The organism is Kitasatospora sp. NPDC058243, assembly GCF_042882025.1.
Classification (GTDB): domain Bacteria; phylum Actinomycetota; class Actinomycetes; order Streptomycetales; family Streptomycetaceae; genus Kitasatospora.
Genome location: NZ_JBHVWW010000076.1, coordinates 1 through 22,555, shown reverse-complemented (window position 1 = coordinate 22,555; position 22,555 = coordinate 1). Strand labels below are relative to the sequence as shown.

Annotated in this window: 15 protein-coding genes, 1 tRNA gene and 1 riboswitch; of the genes, 3 read left to right on the top strand and 13 right to left on the bottom strand. The window is 72.2% G+C overall.

The genetic code is table 11. From position 1 onward, the window contains the following. Positions 1 to 153 precede the first annotated feature (153 nt). Together ACFVX9_RS34100 and ACFVX9_RS34095 are read right to left on the bottom strand one after the other, a co-directional pair. Positions 154 to 1,026, bottom strand: a complete 873-nt coding sequence (locus ACFVX9_RS34100; RefSeq protein ID WP_387985535.1) for a Bax inhibitor-1/YccA family protein — start codon at positions 1,024 to 1,026, stop codon at positions 154 to 156. Between the two features lie 139 nt (positions 1,027 to 1,165). Next, positions 1,166 to 1,247: transfer RNA gene (locus tag ACFVX9_RS34095), tRNA-Leu, on the bottom strand. Positions 1,248 to 1,640: 393 nt separating this feature from the next. Here ACFVX9_RS34095 and ACFVX9_RS34090 point away from each other — a divergent pair. Beyond that, on the top strand, positions 1,641 to 2,414 hold the full coding sequence (locus ACFVX9_RS34090) for an ABC transporter ATP-binding protein (RefSeq protein WP_387985532.1): 774 nt from the start codon (positions 1,641 to 1,643) through the stop codon (positions 2,412 to 2,414). 63 nt (positions 2,415 to 2,477) lie between these two features. Continuing rightward, positions 2,478 to 5,036 (top strand): ABC transporter permease, encoded by a 2,559-nt coding sequence (locus ACFVX9_RS34085; protein WP_387985529.1) that lies wholly within the window; start codon positions 2,478 to 2,480, stop codon positions 5,034 to 5,036. Between the two features lie 200 nt (positions 5,037 to 5,236). Here the strand turns inward: ACFVX9_RS34085 and ACFVX9_RS34080 are convergent, their stop codons facing one another. From ACFVX9_RS34080 to ACFVX9_RS34050, 7 genes are all read right to left on the bottom strand, one after another. After that, positions 5,237 to 6,604 (bottom strand): NAD(P)/FAD-dependent oxidoreductase, encoded by a 1,368-nt coding sequence (locus ACFVX9_RS34080; RefSeq protein WP_063348030.1) that lies wholly within the window; start codon positions 6,602 to 6,604, stop codon positions 5,237 to 5,239. A gap of 428 nt (positions 6,605 to 7,032) precedes the next feature. Then, positions 7,033 to 7,968: an exopolyphosphatase gene (locus tag ACFVX9_RS34075; protein ID WP_387985573.1), complete on the bottom strand. Its 936-nt coding sequence runs from the start codon at positions 7,966 to 7,968 to the stop codon at positions 7,033 to 7,035. A gap of 2 nt (positions 7,969 to 7,970) precedes the next feature. Further along, positions 7,971 to 8,639, bottom strand: a complete 669-nt coding sequence (locus ACFVX9_RS34070; RefSeq protein WP_079136261.1) for a DUF501 domain-containing protein — start codon at positions 8,637 to 8,639, stop codon at positions 7,971 to 7,973. Further along, positions 8,611 to 9,141, bottom strand: a complete 531-nt coding sequence (locus tag ACFVX9_RS34065; RefSeq protein WP_387985526.1) for a septum formation initiator family protein — start codon at positions 9,139 to 9,141, stop codon at positions 8,611 to 8,613. The genes ACFVX9_RS34070 and ACFVX9_RS34065 overlap by 29 nt, the downstream gene beginning before the upstream one ends. A gap of 256 nt (positions 9,142 to 9,397) precedes the next feature. Beyond that, positions 9,398 to 10,684, bottom strand: coding sequence for a phosphopyruvate hydratase (eno, locus tag ACFVX9_RS34060; protein ID WP_363588371.1), 1,287 nt, complete (start codon positions 10,682 to 10,684; stop codon positions 9,398 to 9,400). Positions 10,685 to 10,951: 267 nt separating this feature from the next. Next, on the bottom strand, positions 10,952 to 11,869 hold the full coding sequence (locus ACFVX9_RS34055) for a transglycosylase family protein (protein WP_387985522.1): 918 nt from the start codon (positions 11,867 to 11,869) through the stop codon (positions 10,952 to 10,954). A gap of 5 nt (positions 11,870 to 11,874) precedes the next feature. After that, positions 11,875 to 12,042, bottom strand: a riboswitch (cyclic di-AMP (ydaO/yuaA leader). A gap of 210 nt (positions 12,043 to 12,252) precedes the next feature. Further along, complete coding sequence (locus ACFVX9_RS34050) at positions 12,253 to 13,560, bottom strand: cytochrome P450 (RefSeq protein ID WP_387985519.1); 1,308 nt, start codon at positions 13,558 to 13,560, stop codon at positions 12,253 to 12,255. 286 nt (positions 13,561 to 13,846) lie between these two features. On the opposite strand from ACFVX9_RS34050, the gene ACFVX9_RS34045 reads away from it, so the two are divergent. Continuing rightward, complete coding sequence (locus ACFVX9_RS34045) at positions 13,847 to 14,272, top strand: SDR family NAD(P)-dependent oxidoreductase (RefSeq protein WP_063348037.1); 426 nt, start codon at positions 13,847 to 13,849, stop codon at positions 14,270 to 14,272. Positions 14,273 to 14,289: 17 nt separating this feature from the next. Here ACFVX9_RS34045 and ACFVX9_RS34040 read toward each other — a convergent pair whose 3' ends face one another. From ACFVX9_RS34040 to ACFVX9_RS34025, 4 genes are all read right to left on the bottom strand, one after another. Further along, positions 14,290 to 15,318 carry a MazG family protein gene (locus ACFVX9_RS34040; RefSeq protein ID WP_387985516.1) on the bottom strand — a complete coding sequence of 343 codons (1,029 nt, stop codon included), beginning with the start codon at positions 15,316 to 15,318 and terminating at the stop codon, positions 14,290 to 14,292. A 102-nt stretch (positions 15,319 to 15,420) separates the two neighbouring features. Beyond that, the gene (gene mfd / locus ACFVX9_RS34035; RefSeq protein WP_387985513.1) at positions 15,421 to 19,074 is read right to left on the bottom strand and encodes a transcription-repair coupling factor; all 3,654 of its coding nucleotides are present in this window, start codon (positions 19,072 to 19,074) and stop codon (positions 15,421 to 15,423) included. Between the two features lie 765 nt (positions 19,075 to 19,839). After that, the gene (locus tag ACFVX9_RS34030) at positions 19,840 to 21,195 is read right to left on the bottom strand and encodes a hypothetical protein (RefSeq protein ID WP_387985510.1); all 1,356 of its coding nucleotides are present in this window, start codon (positions 21,193 to 21,195) and stop codon (positions 19,840 to 19,842) included. Between the two features lie 266 nt (positions 21,196 to 21,461). Next, positions 21,462 to 22,555, bottom strand: a 1,094-nt coding sequence (locus ACFVX9_RS34025) for an SUKH-4 family immunity protein (protein ID WP_387985507.1), incomplete at its 5' end; no start/stop codon positions are given.

Below are 22,555 nucleotides of genomic sequence, written 5' to 3'. Positions count from 1 at the left end.
TCTGGGAAAAAAAAAGAAAAACTACCCACCAGGGGCTCAGTTCTCTAAACAAAGGCGTCCCACACAAAAAACAAAAGAACCCCCACCCCCCCCCGCCCCCTGGGCTTTTCCCCCTCTGTCCCCCCGCCGGCAGTGGGTACGGCGGGACCGCGATTAGTCGTCGCCGCGCAGGATCGCGATCAGGCGCAGCATCTCGACGTAGATCCAGACCAGCGACAGGGTGAGCCCGAAGGCGGCCCGCCAGGCCTCCTTCTGCGGCGCGCCCTGGGCGATGCCCTCCTCGATCGCCGCGAAGTCCAGCGACAGGAAGAAGGCGCCGAGGGCGATGCCGATCAGGCCGACCACGATGCCCAGCGGGCCGGAGCGCAGACCGAGGTCGGCGCCGAACGCCATCGCGATCATGTTGACCAGCATCAGCAGCACGAAGCCCATGGCGATCGCGATGCCGATCCGGGTGTAGCGCGCGGTGACCCGGATCCGGCCGCTCTTGTAGGCGAACAGCATCGCCGCGAAGACCGCCGCCGTGCCCAGCACCGCCTGGATCGCGATGCCGTTGATGACGGTGTTGAGCGCGTGCGTGACCGCGCCGAGCGCGAAGCCCTCAAGAGCCGCGTAGGTCAGGATCAGCGGCGGGCTGACGCTGCGCTTGAAGGAGACCACCAGGCCGACGACCATGGCCACCAGGCTGGCGCCGATCGCGAAGCCGAAGTTCTCGAACGGCAGCACGAACCAGGCCACCGCGCCGGCGGCGACCAGGGTCAGCAGCGTCATGGCCGTGCGCGCGACCACGTCGTCGAGCGTCATCCGACCGGTGGCGGCGGGGCCGGCCGACGGCCCGTTGTACATCTCGTACAGCTGCTCGTCGGTCAGCGGGCCCTGCGCCTGCGGCTGCTGGGCGTAAGGGGTCCCCGCGTAGGGGTTGTTGCCGTACTGGCCCCCGGCCTGCGTGGTGGTACCGAACCCCGCGTAGCCGGGCTCGCGGGTGAAGGACCCCTCCCGCGAGAAGACCGGGTTGCTGCTTCTCATTGCACATTCCCTCCGTGGCGGCACTGCACCGCCCAGCCACCAGGGTAATGGCTTGGCAAAAATATCGGGATACGCCGCGAGGAGGATCACTGAAGGACTCCCGGCGGGGACGCCGTCGGCGCCCCCGCGAGTCGAGCGGTGCCCGGAGCCGGACTCGAACCGGCACGGCCTCGCGGCCAAGCAGTTTTAAGCTGCCCGTGTCTGCGTTCCACCATCCGGGCGTCCTGCGGACGAGCCCCTCCATCGGCCGGAGAAGAAACGCTCCACCCCCGGTGCGGGCCACCCCAGAGCCTAGTCGCCCGCCTCGCCCTTTCGCATGTTCCCAGCCAGGGAAGTTGTCATGTTTCCTTGCGATCTGACGAACAGTCCGCAATTCGGCCACGAAGTGCACGAGTTCCGGCCACCGACCCGCGCTCAGGGTCGGCGTCATACCCCAGGAGGAGGGCGTCACCTGGCCGTACGCCCAGCGGCGGTCAGGCCAACCGTCCGGCGGAGCGACGAGAACTCATGATCACACGGCGGAGCATGGAGGTACGGCCGGGCGCCCCTGGCGGCCCGGCCGTCCAGGCGCCCAGCGCGTCTCCCGCAGCCCGCGACCACCAAGGAGCACCCCCGTGACCACGTCGACCGCAACCGCCGTCCGGACCGGCCTGGCGGCCGCCCGCGCCACCGGCCTCAACAAGGTCTACGGGGACGGGGAGACCCGCGTCGTGGCCCTCGACAACGTCAGCGTCGACTTCCCGCAGGGCCAGTTCACCGCCATCATGGGCCCCTCCGGCTCCGGCAAGTCGACCCTCATGCACTGCATGGCCGGCCTCGACACCATCAGCTCCGGCTCCACCACCATCGGCGACACCGAGCTCGTCGGCCTCAAGGACAAGCAGCTCACCCAGATCCGCCGCGACCACATCGGCTTCATCTTCCAGGCCTTCAACCTGCTCCCCACCCTGACCGCCCTGGAGAACATCACCCTCCCGATGGACATCGCCGGCCGCAAGGTCGACAAGGCCTGGCTCGACCGCGTCGTCGACACCGTCGGCCTCTCCGGCCGCCTCAGCCACCGCCCCTCCCAGCTCTCCGGCGGCCAGCAGCAACGCGTCGCCTGCGCCCGCGCCCTCGCCGGCAAGCCCGACATCATCTTCGCCGACGAACCCACCGGAAACCTCGACTCCCGCTCCGGCGCCGAAATCCTCTCCTTCCTGCGCAACTCCGTCCGCGAACTCGGCCAGACCGTCGTCATGGTCACCCACGACCCCGTCGCCGCCTCCTACGCCGACCGCGTCGTCTTCCTCGCCGACGGCCGCATCGTCGACGAACTCCACCACCCCACCGCCGACACCGTCCTGGACCGCATGCGCCGCTTCGACGCCAAGGGCCGCACCAGCTAGAGCCACCACCAGCCAGGGCCAGCCAGCCCAGCCGCCGCCCCTACGCGAAACCCAGGACACCCCATGTACCGCACCGCACTGCGCAACGTGCTGGCCCACAAGGGCCGACTCCTCATGACGGCGCTGGCCGTCATGCTCGGCACCGCCTTCGTCGCCGGCACCATGGTCTTCTCCGACACCTTCGGCAAGGCCATGCGGGACAACAACTCCAAGAGCTACTCGGACGTCTCGGTCCAGGTCGTGGACTACTCGGCCGGCTCCCGCGCCAGCGCCAAGCAGAAGAGCGAGAGCGGCAACGCCTCGCTCACCGACGCCACCGTCCAGCAGCTGGCCGCCCTGCCGGGCACCGCCAACGCCCGCGGCGTGGTCAGCGGCTTCACCGGGGTCGCCGACCGGAGCGGCAACCTGATCGGCCAGTTCTGGGCCGCCAAGGGCGCCAACTTCGCCCCGGCCGCGGACGGCAAGGACCCGCGCTACCCGATGGCCGAGGGTCAGGGCCCGAAGAACGGCAAGGAGATCGCCCTCGACCGCAAGACCGCCGACAAGGCCGGCTACAAGATCGGCGACACCGTCCGGATCGCCATCAACGGCCCGGTGGTCGAGGCGAAGCTCACCGGTGTCTTCACCACCGACGACCCGGTGGTGAACAGCGGCGGCACCCTCACCCTGTTCGACCGCACCACCGCCCAGCAGCTGCTGCTGGAGCCCGGCCACTTCAGCAGCATCGTGCTCACCGCCAAGCCCGGCACCAGCGAGGACGCGCTGCTCGCCCAGGTCCAGCCCAAGGTGCCGTCCGGCCAGCACTTCGACGTCGAGACGGGCGCCAAGCTCAAGGCCGACGAGCAGGAGATGATCACCAAGGCCACCGACAGCATGCGCACCATGCTGCTGGTCTTCGCCGGGATCTCGCTCTTCGTCGGCATCTTCATCATCGCCAACACCTTCACCATGCTGGTCGCCCAGCGCACCAAGGAACTCGCGCTGCTGCGGGCGATCGGCGCCAGCCGCAAGCAGGTCACCCGCTCGGTGCTGGTCGAGGCCCTGGCGATCGGCACCGTCGCGGCGCTGGCCGGGCTGCTCGCCGGCATCGGGATCGGCGCCGGCATGCAGGCCCTGATGAGCCAGCTGAACGAGAACATGCCGCACGGCACGCTGGTCATCAAGCCGCTCACCATCGCGGTGACCCTGGCCGTCGGCGTCCTGGTGACGGTGCTGTCCGCCCTGCTGCCGGCCGTGCGCGCCTCCCGGATCGCCCCGGTGGCGGCGATGAGCAGCGGCGACCAGCCGACCAGCCAGAAGAGCCTGCTGGTCCGCAACGCGATCGGCTCGGCGCTCACCGCCGGCGGCCTCGCGCTGATCGGCTTCGGCGCCTCCACCGGCAACGACAGCGGCCGCCTGCCGGTCGGCCTCGGCGCCCTGCTCGCCCTGATCGGCGTGTTCGTCCTGCTGCCGCTGCTCTCCCGCCCGGTGGTCGCGCTGATCGGCCCGCTGCTGCGCGGGCTCGGCGGCACCCCGGGCAAGCTCGCCCAGCAGAACGCGGTCCGCAACCCGCGCCGCACCGCGTCCACCGCCGCCGCGCTCACCATCGGCCTGACCCTGGTCAGCGGCCTCACCGTGATCGGTGCCTCGGTCGGCGGCGCGATCGACAAGGCCGTCACCAGCTCGATGAAGTCCGACTACATGGTCTCGGGCGCCAACCACATGAGCCTGTCCGAGCAGGTGCCCGGTGAGATCGCCAAGGCCCCCGGGGTGGCCGCCTCCTCCGCGGTGACGACCGCCAGGTGGGAGCTCGACGGCACCGGCGTGACGATCACCGGCATGGACGCCGGCTCCTTCGACCAGCTCGCCGAGGTCAAGCTGACCAGCGGCGCCACCGCCGCCCTCGGCCAGGGCAAGGTCCTGGTGGACCAGGAGCTCGCCACGAAGCTCCACGTCACCGCCGGCTCGACGATGGCGGTCTCCTACCCGGACCAGTCCACCGGTCAGCTCACCGTCGGCGGCGTGTACGAGAAGGGCGGCATGCTCGGCTCGGTCCTGCTGGCCAACAGCGAGGTCGCCAAGCACGAGGCGAAGCCCTACATCACCGACGTCCTGGTCAAGGGCAAGGACGGCGCCACCTCCGCGCTCAAGCAGTCCCTCAAGGACGCCACCGGCGCCAACCCGGTGATCGACGTCAAGTCCAAGCAGGACGTCCGCGACGACTTCAGCCAGACCATCACCTTCGCGCTGAACCTGATGTACGGCCTGCTGGCGATGTCCGTGCTGGTCGCGATCCTGGGCGTGATCAACACGCTGGCGATGTCGGTCTTCGAGCGCAAGCGCGAGATCGGGATGCTGCGGGCGATCGGCCTGGACCGCCGGGGCATCAAGCGGATGGTCCGCCTGGAGTCCGTGGTGATCTCGCTGTTCGGCGCCGGCATCGGCCTGCTGCTCGGCTGCTTCATCGCCTGGGCGATCAACGGCACCCTGAAGTCCAGCCTGAGCGGCCTGACCACCGTCCTGCCGTTCGGCCAGCTGGCGCTGTTCCTGGCCCTGGCCGGGGTGGTCGGCCTGGTCGCCGCGATCTGGCCCGCCCGCCGGGCGTCCAAGCTGGACATCCTGGAGAGCATCAAGACCGACTGACCGCCCCTCACGGGCCCGCCCAGCGGGCGGACGACGAGAAAGGGCCCCTGCCGGAGGGTTTCGGCAGGGGCCCTTCTACTTCTGTACTCCGCCCGGTCGCACGGCCGGCTGAGCACCACGGAGGTCGTGGTCCGGCGACACTGCCGGGCGGAGGGCCTCCGACTCATACCCCGGTGCTCCCACACCGGGGTCGCAGTCGCTTACTTGCTGGCGAGTTCCTTCTCGGCGGCCGGCTTGGCGGCCTCCACGGGCTTCGTGGGCGCCGTGACCTCCTGGATCGGCAGGCGCGGCTGCTCCATCTGGGAGAGGCCGACCATCTCGCGCTTCAGGAACATGGCCAGCGTCCAGTCGGTGAAGACCCGGACCTTGCGGTTCATGGTCGGGACCATGGCGCCGTGGTACGCGCGGTGGAACCACCAGGCCAGACGGCCCTTCAGCTTGACCTTGCCGAAGAGGATCGCGACGCCCTTGTGCAGGCCCAGGCCGGCGACCGCACCGAGGTTCTTGTGCTCGTAGTTCTTCTGCGGGAAGCCCCGCATGCCCGAGATGACGTTGTCACCGAGGACGGCGGCCTGGCGCACGGCGTGCTGCGCGTTCGGCGGGCACCAGGCGCCCTCGCCGGAGGCGAGGTCCGGGACCTGGGCGTTGTCGCCGGCGGACCAGACGTAGTCGAAGCCCTGGACCTGGAGGGTCGGCGCGGTGTCGACGTGGCCGCGCGGGCCCAGCGGCAGGCCGAAGTTGGCCAGCACCGGGTTCGGCTTCACGCCGGCCGTCCACACAATGGTGGAGGCGTCCATCTCCAGGCCGTTCTTCAGCACCACGTGCTGGTCGACGCAGGAGTCCATCGAGGTCTCGATGTAGACCTCGATCTTCCGCTCCTCGAGCTTCTCCTTGGTCCACAGACCGAGGTCCGGGCCCATCTCCGGGAGGATGCGGTTGGCCGCCTCCACCAGGACGAAGCGCATGTCGTCACGGCTGACGGTCTTGTAGATCTTGGCGGCGTCGCGCGCCATGTCCTCGACCTCGGCGATCGTCTCGACACCGGCGAAGCCGCCGCCGATGACGACGAAGGTCAGGGCCTTGCGGCGGACCTCCTCGTCGGCGGTGGACTCGGCCTTGTCGAGCTGGGCCATGACGTGGTTGCGGAGGCTGATGGCCTCCTCCACCGTCTTCATGCCGATGCCGTGCTCCGCCAGACCCGGGATCGGGAAGGTGCGGGAGACCGAGCCGGTCGCGACGACCAGGTACTCGAAGGGCAGCTCGTAGCTGTCGCCGGCCGCGGGCTGGATGGTGGCGACCTTGCGGGCGTGGTCCACACCGGTGACCGCACCGGTGAGCACCTCCGCCTTCTTGAGGGCGCTGCGCAGCGGCGCGACGAGGTTGCGGGGCGCGACGTTGCCGCCGGCCGCCTCGGGGAGGAAGGGCAGGTACGTCATGTACGACCGCGGGTCCACGACCGTGACGGTCGCTTCGCCGTAACGCATCTTCTTGAGGATGCGCATCGCGGCATACAGGCCGACGTAACCACCGCCGACAATGAGGATGCGAGGACGCTCCGTGGTGCTCATATCCGAAAGTATCCAGCACCGTCCGGAGCAGCCTTCGTGAGCCCGGTCACAAGCTTCTGGACACCCCGTGCTACACTGCGCGGCCGCAAATCCGGGCCCAGCGCGCCGGCTCACGGCCTTGGGCGCCCCCTCGTGGGCGCACGCCGGAATACCACCCTGCTGAGCAGCAACGATCCGTACGGCGCCCGGGTTCCCGCTCGTGATTTCGATTTTCAAACCTCAACCGAGGCTTGACCTGCGATCCAGGGGTCGTCACGGCGAGCAGACCTTCGGTCCCACATTTCGGACGTAGCGGGCGAGCGGGTGCGACGAATGACTGGATCGCCATGTGAAGAAATTCACGAACTTTCCCGCACCGGTCCGGGCGCGCCCCGGCCCCGGACCCCCGAAAGGGGTGCCGGGGCCGGTCGGGTAAGGCCCGCAGGAGGTCAGGAGGCCATACTCCAGGCGATGCCGTCCAGGATGTCGTGCTCGCTCACGACCACCTCGGCCGCGCCCGTCCGCTCCATGATCTCCAGCAGCTCCAGCGCGCCGGCCGCGATCACGTCCACCCGGCCCGGGTGCATCGACGGGATGGCCGCGCGCTCGGCGTGGGTGGCACCCAGCAGCTCACGGGCGATCCCGGCGACCCGCTCCCGGCCGATCCGCGAGTGGTGGATAACCGCCGAGTCGTAGGCCGGCAGGTCCTGGGCGATCGCGGACACCGTGGTGACCGTCCCGGCCAGGCCCACCAGGGTGGCCGCGCCGCGCAGCGGGACGACCTCCTCGGCCTTGTCCAGCTCGGCCCGCACGTGCGCCCGGGCCGTCTCGATCTGCTCCGGCGAGGGCAGCTCGGCGCCACCGAAGTGCCGCTCGGTGAGCCGGACGCAGCCGATGTCCACCGAGCGCGCCGCCTGCACGTCCGCACCGCCCAGCACGAACTCGGTCGAGCCGCCGCCGAGGTCGAACACCAGGTACGGCGCCGGGAACTGGCCGCCGGTCAGCTCCTTGGTGGCACCCACGAAGGACAGGTGCGCCTCCTCCTCGCCGCTCACCACCTCGGGCTCGACGCCCAGGATCGCGCGCACGCCCTCGACGTACTCGTCGCTGTTCTCGGCGTCCCGCGAGGCGCTGGTGGCGACGAAGCGGGTGCGCTCCGGGCCGACCCCGAACCCCGCGATGACCTCCCGGTACTCGCGGCAGGCCGCGAAGGTGCGGGCCAGCGCGTCCGGGTGCAGCCGGCCGGTCTGGTCCACGCCCTGGCCCAACCGGTTGATGATCATGCGGCGGTCGAGGTCGGTGATCTCCCCGGTGGCCGGGTCCAGGTCGGCGACCAGCAGCCGGATCGAGTTGGTGCCGCAGTCGATCGCGGCCACCCGGGTCATGCTCACGCGGACTCCCCGGGGTCGGACTCCTCGGCGGCCCGCTTCTTCGCGGCGCGCTCGGCGGCCTTCTGCTGCTTGGCCTCGATCACGGCCTGGTGGTCCTGCTCCTTGGCCCGGTTGCGGGCGACCCGCCCACCGGCGGCCTCGACCTCGGCCGGGGAGACGCAGGGGCCCTTGGCCCACCAGTCCTCCAGCAGGCCGATCGCCTCGTCGCCGAGCGGGTTGACGCCCTCGCCGGCCGCCAGCGAGTGGCCGACCAGCACGTGCAGGCACTTCACCCGGTCCGGCATGCCACCGGCGCTCGGGAAGCCCTCCAGCACCTCGATGGCGTCGCGCCGGGCGATGTAGTCCTCGTGCGCCTTCTGGTAGGCGGCGGCCAGCTCCGGGTCCTCGGCGAGCCGGGCGGTCTGCTCCTTCATCACGCCGTCCGCCTCCAGGGTGCCGATCAGCGAGGCGGCCTTGGGGCAGGTCAGGTAGTACAGCGTCGGGAACGGCGTGCCGTCCGGCAGTCGGGGGGCCGTCTCCACGACGTCCGGGTTGCCGCAGGGGCAGCGGTGCGCCACGCCGCGCAGGCCGCGCGGCACCCGGCCGAGCTGGGCGGCGATGGCGGCGACGTCGGCGTCGGAGACGGCGGGGTGGTTCTCAGTGGTCATGGGGGGAGGTGTCTCCAGCGGGGGACGGTGGGAGCGGACGGGGGGAGGCGGGGGCCGGGGCGGCGGCGTCGGTGGTGTCGGCGGCGTCGACCGAGTCCCAGATGCTGGCGTACCAGGGCTTGGCAGCCCGCGCCGAGCCGCCGGACGCGCCGTCGGAGGCGGCCGAGCCGTCGGAGGCGGCCGAGCCGGCGGCGGCAGCGGAACCGGTGGCGGACGCCGAGGGCCGGGCGGCGGCCGGACCGGCCGGATCCACCGCGATGTACGGGGTCTCCCCCGGCATCGCGTAGTGCAGCCGGGCGCGGGCCTGCGCCTTGACGTACTCGGGGTCCTGCCAGCGGGCCTTCTCCCGGCGCAGCTGCTCGACCTGCTGGCGGGAGCGGTCGGCCTTCGCCTGCTGGGCGGAGATCTCGGCGCGCTGGGAGATGAACTGCCGCGTCGGGTAGGCGAGGATCGCCACCAGCGAGCAGAGCACCAGGACGAGGACGGTCGCCCGGCTCGTGAAGCGAGGCCGGGCCGCCAAGCCCGGGATCCTCCAGCCTGCCATCTCCCGTTCCCCTCCTGGTCGCGACGGTGCCCCGCCGTCCACCCTACGGGGTGAACGGCGGGGCACCGGTCAGGCGTGCTCACCGGTCGGCGGAGCGACCGTGCTCGCCGCTCCGAGGAACGGCTGAGCCTGCTGCTCCGCGGAGCGGCTGAGCTTGCTACTCCGCAGAGCGGCTGTGCTTGCTACTCCGCAGAGCGGCTGTGCTTGCTATTCCGCGGAGCGGCTGTGCTTGCTATTCCGCGGAACGGAAGCGCGGGAAGGCGCCGCGGCCGGCGTACTCGGCGGCGTCGTCGAGGATCTCCTCGATGCGCAGCAGCTGGTTGTACTTGGCGACGCGCTCGGAGCGGGCCGGGGCGCCGGTCTTGATCTGGCCGCAGTTGGTGGCGACGGCCAGGTCGGCGATGGTGACGTCCTCGGTCTCGCCGGAGCGGTGCGACATCATGCAGCGGTAGCCGTTGCGCTGGGCCAGCTCGACGGCGTCCAGGGTCTCGGTCAGCGAGCCGATCTGGTTCACCTTCACCAGCAGCGCGTTGGCGGTGCCGGTCTCGATGCCCCTGGCCAGGCGGGCCGGGTTGGTGACGAACAGGTCGTCGCCGACCAGCTGGACCTTGTCGCCCAGCTTGACGGTCATGGCCTTCCAGCCGTCCCAGTCCGACTCGTCCAGCGGGTCCTCGATGGAGACCAGCGGGTAGGCGTCGACCAGCTCGGCGTAGTACTCGATGAGCTCGGCGGCGGAGATGGCCTTGCCCTCGAACTGGTAGGCGCCGTCCTCGTAGAACTCGGACGCGGCGACGTCCAGGGCGAGCGCGATGTCGCGGCCGGGCACGTAGCCGGCCTTCTGGATGGCCTCGGTGATGAGGTCCAGGGCCTCGCGGTTGCTGTCCAGGTTCGGCGCGAAGCCGCCCTCGTCGCCGAGGCCGGTGGACAGGCCGCGCTCCTTCAGCACGCCCTTGAGGGTGTGGTAGACCTCGACGCCCCAGCGGACGGCCTCGGAGAAGGACTCCGCGCCGATCGGGGCGATCATGAACTCCTGGATGTCGACGTTGGAGTCCGCGTGCGAACCGCCGTTGAGGATGTTCATCATCGGAACGGGCAGCACGTGCGCGTTCGGGCCGCCCAGGTAGCGGAACAGCGGCAGGTCGCTGGCCTCGGAGGCGGCGTGCGCCACGGCCAGCGAGACGCCCAGGATCGCGTTGGCGCCGAGCGAGGACTTGTCCGGGGTGGCGTCCAGGTCGAGCATGGCCTGGTCGATCAGGCGCTGCTCGGTGGCGTCGTAGCCGACCAGCTCCGGGCCGATCTGCTCGATGACGGCCAGGACGGCCTTCTCCACGCCCTTGCCGAAGTAACGGTTCTTGTCACCGTCGCGCAGCTCCAGCGCCTCGAAGGCGCCGGTGGAGGCACCCGACGGGACAGCGGCACGACCGGTGCTGCCGTCGTCGAGGCCGACCTCGACCTCGACCGTGGGGTTGCCACGCGAGTCGAGAATCTCACGGGCTACGACGACATCGATGGACGGCACGAGGCATCTCCTTGCGGAAGCAGGGTCCGGCTGACGTTGGGTGCTGCCGGCGGGACGATTGCGGAGTCGTTACGACCAGAGCCTAACCGCCCCGGCCCCCGGGGCCGCGCTGGCCTCGGTCCCGTCTCAGCGTGTGGCCCGGCTACCCACCAGTAGTTCACCTGCTTGCCTGATCGAAGCGGGCGAATACGGGGGAATGCGGGCGAAGGGGGACGGCGCCCGTCCCCCTTCGCCCGCAGGGCGCGGGCCGCTCAGGGCCCGGGCCGCTCAGCCGAGGTGCAGCACCTGGCCGGGCATGATCAGGTTGGGGTTGCCGCCGACGGTGCCGCGGTTGCCGTCGTACACCGAATGCCAGCCGCCGGACACGCCCTGGGCGGCGGCGATCGTCGACAGCGTGTCGCCGGCCCGGACGGTGTAGTCGTGACCGCCCTGCGCGGCGGCGGGCTGCGCGGCCGGGGCGGACTGTGCGGGCTGCGCGGCGCGGGGCGCGTACTGCGGCTGGGCGGCGGGCTGGCCCGCGTACTGCTGGTAGACGCTCTGGTGGCTGGTCCAGTACCAGGCGCCGTTGTTCTGGTACCAGTACACCTTCGCGTCGGCGTCCCAGCCGGCCTTGCCGGAGAAGCCCTGGGTCTGCGGCTGCGTCTGCTGCGGGGCCTGCTGGACGGGCTGCTGGGCGGCCGGCTTCGGGGCGGCCTGCTGGACCGGCTGCTGGGCGGGCTTCGGGGTCTGCGCCTGCTGGGTCGGCTTGGCGGCGGACTGCTTGGCGGGCTTGGCGTCCGTGGAGGTGTCCACGGAGGCCGGGGCGCCGCCCTTGCTCAGACCGGCCTTCTGGGAGCAGACGGGCCAGGCGCCCGGGCCCTGCGAGGCCAGCACCTTCTCGGCGACCGAGATCTGCTGCGCCTTGCTGGCCTGGTTGGCCTGCGGGGCGTAGGAGGTGCCGCCGTACGCCTTCCAGGTGCTGGGCGTGAACTGCAGGCCGCCGGAGAAGCCGTTGCCGGTGTTGATGCTCCAGTTGCCGCCGCTCTCGCACTGGGCGACGGCGTCCCAGGTGGAGGCCGGGGCGGCGGAGGCGCCGGTGGCGGTGAGGAGCGGCATCGCGAGTCCGACGCCGGCCACACCGGCGACGGCGATGGCCTTCTCGGTCTGGGTGCGACGACGGTGGCGGCCAGTTCCAACGAACAGCATGACGAGGTCCCTCTCCGCACGCCTGCGAGGTGAGCTGTCGGGTTCGGACCGGGAGGTGGCCCGGCCGCCGAAAGCGGAAACGATTCCGCTCGGGCGGCTTCACCCCAAGCCGTTGGGGAACGGCAACAAACCTGGTTCCCCCGCCCCTGCCCAGGGTCTGGTCGGTTTCCCGTGACGCGGCGGGCAGGATTCGGCGTTCCGCGCACGAGGTCCGCAGCTGCGAACTCCAGGGAGAGTAGACAGATCATCAGACCAATAACAAGCTCATATCACCGATATCACACACAAATTACGGCGCGTGGTCAATCGCCTACCAACGGCGGCGGTATGTCCGGATTAATGCGGGTTCAGACCTGGCTCCACGACCCGCCGGAGACGCGCCGTCAGCGTGTCGGAGCGTCGGCCGGCGTGACCGGCGTGTGCGGAGAGCGGGCCTCCGGAGTGAATTCGACCGGGAGTTCCCGCAGGCCACGCATGATCAGGCCGCCCCGCCAGCGCAGGTTCTCCGGGTTTTCCGCGAGCCGCAGGTCCGGCAGCCGGGAAAGCAGCGTGGTCAGTGCGCTCCGCCCCTCCAGGCGGGCCAGCGGGGCGCCGATGCAGTAGTGGATCCCGTGGCCGAAACCCAGGTGCGGATTGTCCGTGCGGGCCAGGTCCAGGGTGTTCTCGTCCGCGAACCTGGCCGGATCGCGATCCGCCGCGGCCAGCACCACCAGCACCGGATCGCCCACCGGGATGTCCACCCCGCCGATCGACAGCGGCCGCGTCGCGAAGCGCCACGTCGCCATCTCCACCGGCCCGTCGTAGCGCAGGAGTTCCTCGATCCCGGTGTCCAGCAGCGCCGTCTCGCCGCGCACCACCGACTCCTGCAGCAGCCTGCGCTGCTCCGGGTTGCGCAGCAGCGCGTACGTGCCGTTGCCGATCAGGTTGACGGTCGTCTCGAACCCCGCGAACAGGAGGATGAACGCCATCGCGGCGGCCTCGTTCTCGTTCAGGTGCTCGCCGTGGTCGCTCGCCCGGATCAGGCCCGAGATCAGGTCCTCGCCCGGATCCGCCCGCTTGCGGTGGATCAGCTCCAGCAGGTACGCCCGCATCCGCTTCACCGCCCGCCCCACGCCGCCGCGTTGGCCGCCGCCGTGGCCCGGCTTCGTGTGTCGCAGCATCATCCCGGCCCAGTCCCGGAAGTCGTCCTGGTCCTCGGCCGGCACGCCCAGCAGGTCGCAGATCGCGTAGATGGGGAGCGGGAACGCGAACTCGTGGATCAGGTCCGCCGAACCGCGCTGCGCGAAGCCGTCGATCAGCCGGTCCGTGAGCTGCTGCACCCGCGGCTCGAACTCCGCCACCCGGCGCGGCGTGAACGCCTTCGACACCAGCCGGCGCAGCCGGGTGTGGTCCGGCGGGTCGATGTTCAGCAGATGCGTCATCAAGTCCGCCTGGCGCTCCCCCGGAATTCCCACCCGCCCGGTGCGGTGCGCCTGCTCGCTGTGGTGCGCCGGGTTCTTCGACAGCCTGCTGTCCGCCAGCGCCTGCCGCGCGTCCGCGTAGCGGGTCACCAACCAGGCCTCCACCCCGCTCGGCAGCGTCGTGCGGTGCACCGGGGCGTGCTCGCGCAACCAGGCGTAGGCGGGGTACGGATCGGTGGCGAACTCCCAGGTGAAGAGCTGCGGGGCGGCGGGGTCGGGCTGCACTGGCATGCGTCGACCGTATCCGGTGGGTCGGGGCCGCACCGCCTCCGGCGACCCCGACCGGCGGGGCCGGATCGTCGACACCCGGCGGACGGCCCGCCAACGCTCCGTGGACGCCTCGTGGACGGTCCGTGGACGGTCCGTGGACAGCTCTTGGACAGCTCTTGGCCGGGTGGCGGGCGTGACCCTGGTCACCTGAGGGGTAATCCCTGTTGCGGAGGGTCAGGACCTGCCTACGATCCTCCGCAGAAATCGTGGGCGCCGGTGCGGTGTCGCCCACAGGGAGGAGCAGACCATGCGGGTCAGCGGGTCAGTCGTCGTCATCGCGGTACTCGACGGCGGATCGGGAGCCGAGCTCGCCCGCCGGTTCGCCGCCGCCGGAGCCGCCGGAGTGCTGATCGCCGACCAGCGGGCCGGCGTCGCCGAGGACCTCGCCACCGAACTCGACCGGCCGGGCTGCCCCGTCGTCGGCGTCGGCGGCGACATCCGCCGCCCCAGCGACATCGCCGCCCTCGTCGACACCGCCGAGAAGCACCTCGGCCCCATCGACCTGTTCTGCGTCGCCGGCCCCGACGGCGAGCGGATCGTCTCCCTCGCCGAACTGCCCGCCCGCCTCGACCTCGAACGCCTCGCCGAACTCCTCGCCCTCGTCGGCGAGGCCATCGGCGAAGTCGTCCCCCGGCAGCGGCGGCCGATCGAGAACACCGCCACGGCCGCCTGAGGCCCCGCCCGGGCCCGCTACTCGCCGACCGGCTTGAGGCCCTCGGCCGCGCGCACCGCGTCCCGGTAACCACGCGCGGCCGAGCGCAGCGCCGCGTCCACGTCCACCCCGGCGTCGTGCGCCCGCTGGGCCACCGCCAGCAGCAGCCGGCCCGCCGACTGCACCGTCAGCTCCGCCGGCAGCACGTACGGCTCGTCCGGCACGCCCGCGAAGCCCGCCCGGCGCACCCGAGACACCAGCTTCGCCGCGTACGCCAGCGACGGCAGCCCGGCCGGCACGCCGTCCAGCACCGACTCCCGGTCCGCCTTCTCGGCCGCCTTCAGCTGCTCCCAGTTCGCCTCCACCTCGGCGGCGCCCTCCGCCTCGACGTCCCCGAACACGTGCGGGTGCCGGTACATCAGCTTCTCGACGATGTCACCGGCCACGTCGTCGATCGAGAACGCCTCCTCCGGGTGCTCCTCGGCGATCCGGGAGTGGAAGAACACCTGGAGCAGCACGTCGCCCAACTCCTCGCGCAGCGTCTCCCGGTCCCCCTCCTCGATCGCCTCGACCAGCTCGTACGCCTCCTCGACCAGGTACTTCACCAGGCTCTCGTGCGTCTGCTCGGCGTCCCACGGGCAACCGCCCGGCGAGCGCAGCCGGTCCATCACCGACACCAGGTCCAGCAGCCGCGCCCCCGGCAGGTCGTACGACCCCGGCAGCACCTCGATCTCCGGCACCTCACCGGCGTGCTCCACCGCCAGCCGCGCCAGCGCGTCCGTCAGCCCCGGATCCCCGTCCGGGCTGCCCAGCCACACCGTCGGCCCGGCCCCGCCCGGCTGCCCGGTCAGCAGCCGCGCCAGCGCCGGCGCCGACCCCGCCGCCACGACCTCGACCTCCACCCCGGCCTGCCGCACCGCCGCCACCTGCGGATGCCCCGCGTCCGCCGCCAGCACCCGCCCCGCCGACCGCAGCGCCTCCCACGCCGGCCACGCCAGCAATCCGGGGGCCACCCGGTGGGTGGTCGTCAGCAGGATCAGCTTCGCGTCCGGAACATTCGTCGTCACACCCCGAACCTACCCGCCGCCCGCCCGGGGCGGGGACGGGGCGGGGACGGGGCGGACGGCGGGCCCGACGGGACCCGCCCCTCCCACCGGGCCTGGCGGGCGCTACTTCTTCGACCCCGCCAGGTCGTCGAACATCGCCGACAGGAACTCGCTGCACCAGCCCAGCAGCTCCCGCCCGACCAGCGGCTTGCCGCCGATCCGCCCGGTGCTCGGCCGCGGCACCAGCAGCTGCTGGGCGGCCGCCTTGACCTGGCTGCGCGGGTAGAGCCGGTTCAGCCGCAGCTGCTGGGACTCCCGCAGCTCCACCGGCCCGAACCGGACGTTGGCCCCCTGGAGGGTGATGTCCGCGATGCCGCACCGCCGGGCGTACAGCCGCAGCGCCGCGACCAGCAGCAGGTTCTCCACCGGCTCCGGCAGCTTGCCGTAGCGGTCGACGAGCTCGTCCCGGACCTGCTGGATGTCCGCCTCCGAGTTGACCGCCGCGATCGAGCGGTACGCCTGCAGCCGCAGCCGCTCGCCGGGCGCGTAGTCGTGCGGCACGTGCGCGTCGACCGGCAGCTCGATCTTCACCTCCAGCGGCTCCTCCTCCGGCTCGCCGCCGTTCGCCAGCGACTCGCGGAACTCGGCCACCGCCTCGCCGACCATCCGCATGTAGAGGTCGAAGCCGACGCCCGCGATGTGCCCGGACTGCTCGCCGCCGAGCAGGTTGCCGGCGCCGCGGATCTCCAGGTCCTTCATCGCCACGTACATGCCGGCGCCCATCTCGGTGTGCTGGGCGATGGTGGCCAGGCGCTCGTGCGCGGTCTCGGTGAGCGGCTTCTCCGGCGGGTACAGCATGTACGCGTAGCCGCGCTCGCGGCCCCGGCCGACCCGGCCGCGCAGCTGGTGCAGCTGGGAGAGGCCGAAGGTGTCCCCGCGCTCGACGATCAGGGTGTTGGCGTTGGAGATGTCGATGCCGGACTCCACGATCGTGGTCGACACCAGGACGTCGAACTCCTTCTCCCAGAAGTCGACGACGACCTTCTCCAGCTGGTTCTCCCCCATCTGCCCGTGCGCGGTGGCGATCCGCGCCTCGGGGACGAGGTCCTTGAGCCGGGCGGCCGCCTTGTCGATCGACTCCACCCGGTTGTGGATGTAGAACACCTGGCCCTCGCGCAGGAGTTCGCGACGGATCGCGGCCGAGATCTGCTTCTCGTCGTAGGGGCCGACGAAGGTCAGCACCGGGTGCCGCTCCTCCGGCGGGGTGGTGATGGTGGACATCTCGCGGATGCCGGTGACGGCCATCTCCAGGGTGCGCGGGATCGGCGTCGCGGACATGGTGAGCACGTCGACGTTGGCGCGCAGCTTCTTCAGCTGCTCCTTGTGCTCGACGCCGAAGCGCTGCTCCTCGTCGACGATGACCAGGCCGAGGTCCTTGAACCTGGTCTCGGAGGAGAACAGCCGGTGGGTGCCGATGACGACGTCCACCGAGCCCTCGAACAGGCCCTCCAGCACGGCCTTGGCCTCGCTGTCGCTCTGGAACCGGGAGAGCGCCTTCACCGACACCGGGAAGTTGGCGTACCGCTCGGCGAAGGTGGAGAAGTGCTGCTGCACCAGCAGCGTGGTCGGCACCAGCACCGCCACCTGCTTGCCGTCCTGCACCGCCTTGAACGCGGCGCGCACCGCGATCTCGGTCTTGCCGTAGCCGACGTCGCCGCAGATCAGCCGGTCCATCGGGACGGACTTCTCCATGTCGGACTTGACCTCGGCGATGGTGGTCAGCTGGTCCGGCGTCTCCGCGTACGGGAAGGCGTCCTCCAGCTCGCGCTGCCAGGGGGTGTCCGGGCCGAAGGTGTGGCCGGGGGCGGCCATCCGGGCCGAGTACAGCTTGATCAGGTCGGCGGCGATCTCCTTGACCGCCTTCTTGGCCCGCTGCTTGGTCTTCGCCCAGTCCGCGCCGCCGAGCCGGTGCAGCGTCGGGGCCTCGCCGCCGACGTACTTGGTGACCTGGTCGAGCTGGTCGGTCGGCACGAACAGCCGGTCGCCGGGGTGGCCGCGCTTGGCCGGGGCGTACTCCAGCACCAGGTACTCGCGGGTGGCGCCCTGGACGGTGCGCTGCACCATCTCGACGTACCGGCCGACGCCGTGCGCCTCGTGGACGACGTAGTCGCCGGCGGCCAGGGCCAGCGGGTCGATCGCGTTGCGGCGCCGGGACGGCATCCGGCGCATGTCCTTGGTGGAGGACTTCTGGCCGGACAGGTCGGTCTCGGTGATGACCGTGAGTTTCAGGGCCTCGTCGACGAAGCCGTGCTCGATCGAGCCGCAGGAGACGTAGACGACGTCCCGGGTGGGCGCCTCGGCGAGGTCGGCGACCAGCCGGGCCGGGATGCCCTCGTTGCCGAGCACCTCGGCGAGCCGGGAGGCGGGCCCGTGGCCCTCCGTCACCATCACGACCCGCCAGTCGGCGGCCAGCCGCTCCTTGGCGTCGGCGATCGCCCGGGCGGTGTCGCCCCGGTAGGCCTCGACGGCGTGCATGCCGAGGGTGAGCGTGTTGGCGTCGCCGTGCCAGTCAGCGGCTCCGCCGCGGGCAAGCACCTCGTTCACGGTGGACTCGCTGGTCGCGAACGGGCTGACCGACCACCAGGGCAGGCCGATCTCGGCGGCGTGCTCGCGCACCTCGGCGAGCGAGCGCAGCGAGGCGGCGGAGACGTCGATGGTCTCCAGGTCGATCGGCCGGTCCCCGCCGGCCGCGGCCGCCACCCAGGAGGCGTGCAGGAACTCCTGGCTGGTCGCCACCAGGTCGGAGGCCCGGGTGCGGACCCGCTCGGGGTCGCAGACCACGGCGACCGAGCCGAGCGGCAGCACGTCCATCAGCAGTTCCATGTCGTCCACCAGGACGGGCGCCAGCGACTCCATGCCCTCGACCGCGATGCCCTCGGCGATCTTGTCCAGGATCTCGGCCAGCCCGGGGTGCGCGGCGGCCAGCTCGGCGGCCCGCGCCCGCACCTCGTCGGTGAGCAGCAGCTCACGGCAGGGCGGCGCCCACAGGCCGTGCTGGGCGATCTCCAGCGAGCGCTGGTCGGCGACCTTGAAGTAGCGGATCTCCTCGACGTCGTCGCCCCAGAACTCCACCCGCAGCGGGTGCTCCTCGGTCGGCGGGAAGACGTCCAGGATGCCGCCGCGGACGGCGAACTCGCCGCGCTTCTCGACCAGTTCGACGCGCGCGTAGGCGGCGGCGGAGAGCCGCCGGGCGACCTCCTCCAGGTCGTGCGACTCGCCGCGCTGGACGGCCACCGGCTCCAGCTCGGCCAGCCCCTTGACCTGCGGCTGGAGCACCGAGCGGACCGGCGCGACGACCACCTGCACCGGGCCGGCCGCCGGGTCGTCCGCCCGCGGGTGCACGATCCGGCGCAGCACGGCCAGCCGGCGCCCGACGGTGTCCGAGCGGGGCGACAGCCGCTCGTGCGGCAGGGTCTCCCAGGCCGGGTACTCGGCGACCGCGTCCGGCGGCAGCAGCGAGCGCAGCGAGGCGGCGAGGTCCTCGGCCTCCCGGCCGGTCGCGGTGACGGCGAGCACCGGACGGCCCCGCTCGCCGGCGGCCTGGCCGGCCAGTGCGCGGGCGAGCGCGGCGATGGCGAACGGCCGGGCGGCGGGCGGTCCGACCAGGTCCAGGTGGCGGCGGCCGCCGGCCGCGGCTCCGGTGGCGGTCGCCGCCTCGATGGCCTCGGCGAGCGCCGAGTCCCGCGCGACGACATCGAGCAGTCCGGTCAGACTCATCAGGGTCTCTTCTTCGTCCCGTGGCTGGTGCTGCCTCCGGGCGGCAGAGGCCTGCCGGGGCAACGCGAACGGCCCGGCACGCCGAGCGGCCGGGGGTATCCAGCCTACGCCGCGGCACGGACGCACACGCGGCGTACGGCCCGGCGGGGCCGGGCGGGAACGAACCACCGTCCGGGGCGACGAACGGCCCCGGACGGAGCCCGCGACCGGACCGCGACCGGACCGCGGACGAACCACTGGACGGAACACCGGACCGGCCGGTGGACGAACCGTCCGGCCCCTGGTCAGATTCGGCTCCGCGATCTGCCACGAACTGGACATACTCCTGTCACTGCCTGTCCATGGAGATCGCGCACCATGGTGAATGTGCCCGCCGCACCCAACCGTGGGGGATGGCTGTGGCGGCACTGTCGCACCCCCGATGGGGGTCGGAGGTGCGAGGCCGGGCGACCCTGGGTGGGGGCGCCCGCCCAAGCGCCGGGAACCGTGGCGCCCTTTCCTGGAGGGCGCCACGGGTCTCGGCCTCACTCGTGGTCGCCGCCCTGCCGGACCGCGTTCCGGCCCGCCGCCGCCACCAGGCGTGCGGCGACTACCGGCGCGACAGGTCGACGCCGTACCGCTCCTCTTCGATTCGCCGCCCCGGCCGGCTACCGGCGCCGGCCGATCGACCGCAACGCGAAGGCCCTGACCGCCCCAGCGGGAGCGGTCAGGGCCCAGGACGCGAAGCTCACCCGGCTGATCGCGGGCGAGCCGCCGGCGCGGCGGTCAGCGACGCCGGTAGCTCACCGTGTTCGGGGTGGCGTAGCCGGCACCGTCGTCCACGATGACGATCTTCGGGATGATCCGGGTCTCGTCCTGCGGCTCCTTCTCGGCGCCTTCGCCGTCGCCGTCGGCCTCCCCCGACCGGGGCGGTCCGACCGGCTTCGGCGGCGCTGCGGCCGGCACGACCGGACCGGTCGCCACCGCCCCGGCGGGCGCACCGGGCGCACTGGACGCACCGGAACCGCTCGCGGCCCCGGCGACGGAGGCCCCGCCCACGACCGGCATCCGCAGCCCGGCCGCCGGCTTCTCCCGCGCGGCCGGCGCGACGGCCTTCCGCAGGTCGGCCACCTCGATCTCGCCGGTGTCCGCCTCCGAGTCCACCGGCGCCGCGTCCACCGGCCCCGCGTCGGCGACCGCGTCCGCGACCCGCCGGGCGTCCGCCGGCCCGGCGACCGCCGCCGCCAGCCGCTCCGGCTCGATGGCGCCGACCGCCGCGCCGGTGAGCGAGGCCAGCGTGGCCTTGATGTGGTCCAGGTGCTTCTGCACGGTCTCCAGACGGCCGTCGAACTCGCCCTGCTCGCGTTCGCTCGCCGCGTTGATCCGCTCGGCCTCCCGGCGGGCCTGCTCGATCAGCTGGTCGGCCTTGGCCTGGGCGTCGGTCTCCAGCTGCTTGATCCGGCCGAGCACGGTCTCCCGGTGCTGCTCGGCCTCCTTGACGCGGCGCTCGGCGGTCGCGGAGACCTGGGCGTCCTCGGCGTCGGCCTTGGTCTGGGCCTGGGCGAAGGTCTCGTCGGCCTTGCGGCGCAGCTCGGCGAGCGTGGCCTCGGCCTGCTCGCCGGCCTCGGCGGCGGCCACCCGCACCTTGGCGGCGTAGGAGGTGGCGGCGTCCCGGTCGCTGCGGCTCTCCCGGTCGGCCTCGGCCCGGATGCCCTCGGCCTCGGCGCGGGTGCGCTCGTCGGTGCGCCGGGCGGCCTGGTCGGCCTCGGAGCGGGTGGTGGCGGCGTACTCCTTGGCGGCGTGGCCGAGGGCCTGGCCGGCCTCGTAGACCTCGTCCCGGAGGTCCTCGGAGAAGCGCTCGGCCTTCTCCCGGACGGCGCGCGCCTCGTTCTGGGCCATCACCGCCAATCCGGCGGCCTGCTCGCTGAGCACCTCGTAGTCGGGCTCCGGGGCGTCCTCGGCGGCCCGGCGGATGTCGGCCAGCCGGGCCTCCATCTGCCGGAGCCCGGAGCCGAGGACGCTCAGCCGCTCCCACGCCTCGTCGCGCTGCGCGGTGAGGGCGGTGAGGGCTCGGTCGACCTGCTCGGGCGCGTAACCGCGCCGGGCAGAGGTGAAGCCGTACTCGGGGACGGCGTCGCTCATGGGCTCTTCCCCTCATGTCGCGGGCTGCGGAGCCCATGATCGGACGGAACGGACGGATCCGGAACCGGTTCGGCGGCCGGGGCCGAAATCGGACGCCTGGCGGACCGGAATACGTCGAGGACTGGACGAATAGACCCATCCTCTTGACCTATTTTGCGCAGATCTGGGCGAAACCCCAACGAGGCACAGCAACGACGGCATGCCGGAGGGGTCGTTCCAAACACCGGAACGACCCCTCCCCACCTGCGAGGATCCTCGACAACCCGCTACAGCAGGCCGTCCCAGAACTGCTCCAGCAGCACGGCCCACCACGTGTCCGCGGTCTGCAGGGCCGCCGGGTCGATCGCGGCGAGCTGCGCCTGGAAGTCGGTCGTCCAGCGACCGGCCTGGTCCGGGGTCAGCCCGTACCGCAGCCGCCACATCCGGCCCAGCAGGGCCATCGCGCGGACGAACTCCGGTACACCCGTGTTGACGAACCGGGGAGGCTGGCCGGTTCCGTCGACGTCCACGGCGACCACGTTCGCGGTGCCGTACTGGACGCAGAGCTGGCGGCCGTAGTCGTTGCCGAGCACCAGGTAGCCGCCGAAGTCCGGGGCCGCGGGCAGACCGCGCTCGGCGGCCAGCTCGGCGAGCGTCGGGATCGGCCGGCCCTCCTGCGCCTGCGCCCAGAAGAACGGGCCGAAGTCGCGCGGCAGCCCCGCCCACACCAGGGACTGCGACACCGGCTCGGGCACGCCCTGGCGGGAGACCGCGCGCTGCTCGTAGCGGAACACGTTCTGACCGAAGGCCGCCCCGAGCTCCTGGGCGAGCTGCTGCGGCGGGAGCGGCGGCAGCGGCTGGACCGTCCCCGGCGCGGGCAGCGGCACCCGGGACGGGCGGACCCGCTGGGCCCCGGAGGCCAGCTGGTGCAGCTCGTCCAGGTGGTCGAGCAGCTCGGCCATGCCGGCCTGCCGGGACGCGTGGTCGCGGCCGTAGGCGGCGGTGTGGGTGAGCCGGACGTTCGGCCAGGACGCGGCGATCATGCGGTTGCAGTAACCGCCTGGCAGGTCGCACGACTCCAGCTCGGTGTAGAGCTCCAGCACCTGCTCCGGCGGCACGTTCAGCCGCCGCAGGTCCTGGAGGATCTTCCACTCCGGGTGCGGGGTGCCGGGCTCGCTGCGGTGCAGCAGCTTCTGCTCGGAGCCGTCCGGGCCCCGGTAGCTGAGCGCGGCGAAGTAGCCGGGGCCGACCGTCGGCACCCCCGGCGGGACGGCAGCGCCCTGCGGCGCGCCGGGCACCGGCGTCGGCGGGACGGCCGGGGCCGCGCCGCCCGCGTTCGGGTAGCCGTACCCGGCCGCGGGCGCGGCGGGGGCCGCCGGAC

What these genes read in the sequence shown, in the direction of transcription:
- ACFVX9_RS34100 (WP_387985535.1), bottom strand. Translation starts at nt 1,026, where the DNA reads ATGAGAAGCAGCAACCCGGTCTTCTCGCGGGAGGGGTCCTTCACCCGC.
- ACFVX9_RS34085 (WP_387985529.1), top strand. Translation starts at nt 2,478, where the DNA reads ATGTACCGCACCGCACTGCGCAACGTGCTGGCCCACAAGGGCCGACTC.
- ACFVX9_RS34080 (WP_063348030.1), bottom strand. Translation starts at nt 6,604, where the DNA reads ATGAGCACCACGGAGCGTCCTCGCATCCTCATTGTCGGCGGTGGTTAC.
- ACFVX9_RS34075 (WP_387985573.1), bottom strand. Translation starts at nt 7,968, where the DNA reads ATGACCCGGGTGGCCGCGATCGACTGCGGCACCAACTCGATCCGGCTG.
- ACFVX9_RS34055 (WP_387985522.1), bottom strand. Translation starts at nt 11,869, where the DNA reads ATGCTGTTCGTTGGAACTGGCCGCCACCGTCGTCGCACCCAGACCGAG.
- ACFVX9_RS34050 (WP_387985519.1), bottom strand. Translation starts at nt 13,560, where the DNA reads ATGCCAGTGCAGCCCGACCCCGCCGCCCCGCAGCTCTTCACCTGGGAG.
- ACFVX9_RS34045 (WP_063348037.1), top strand. Translation starts at nt 13,847, where the DNA reads ATGCGGGTCAGCGGGTCAGTCGTCGTCATCGCGGTACTCGACGGCGGA.
- mfd (WP_387985513.1), bottom strand. Translation starts at nt 19,074, where the DNA reads ATGAGTCTGACCGGACTGCTCGATGTCGTCGCGCGGGACTCGGCGCTC.
- ACFVX9_RS34030 (WP_387985510.1), bottom strand. Translation starts at nt 21,195, where the DNA reads ATGAGCGACGCCGTCCCCGAGTACGGCTTCACCTCTGCCCGGCGCGGT.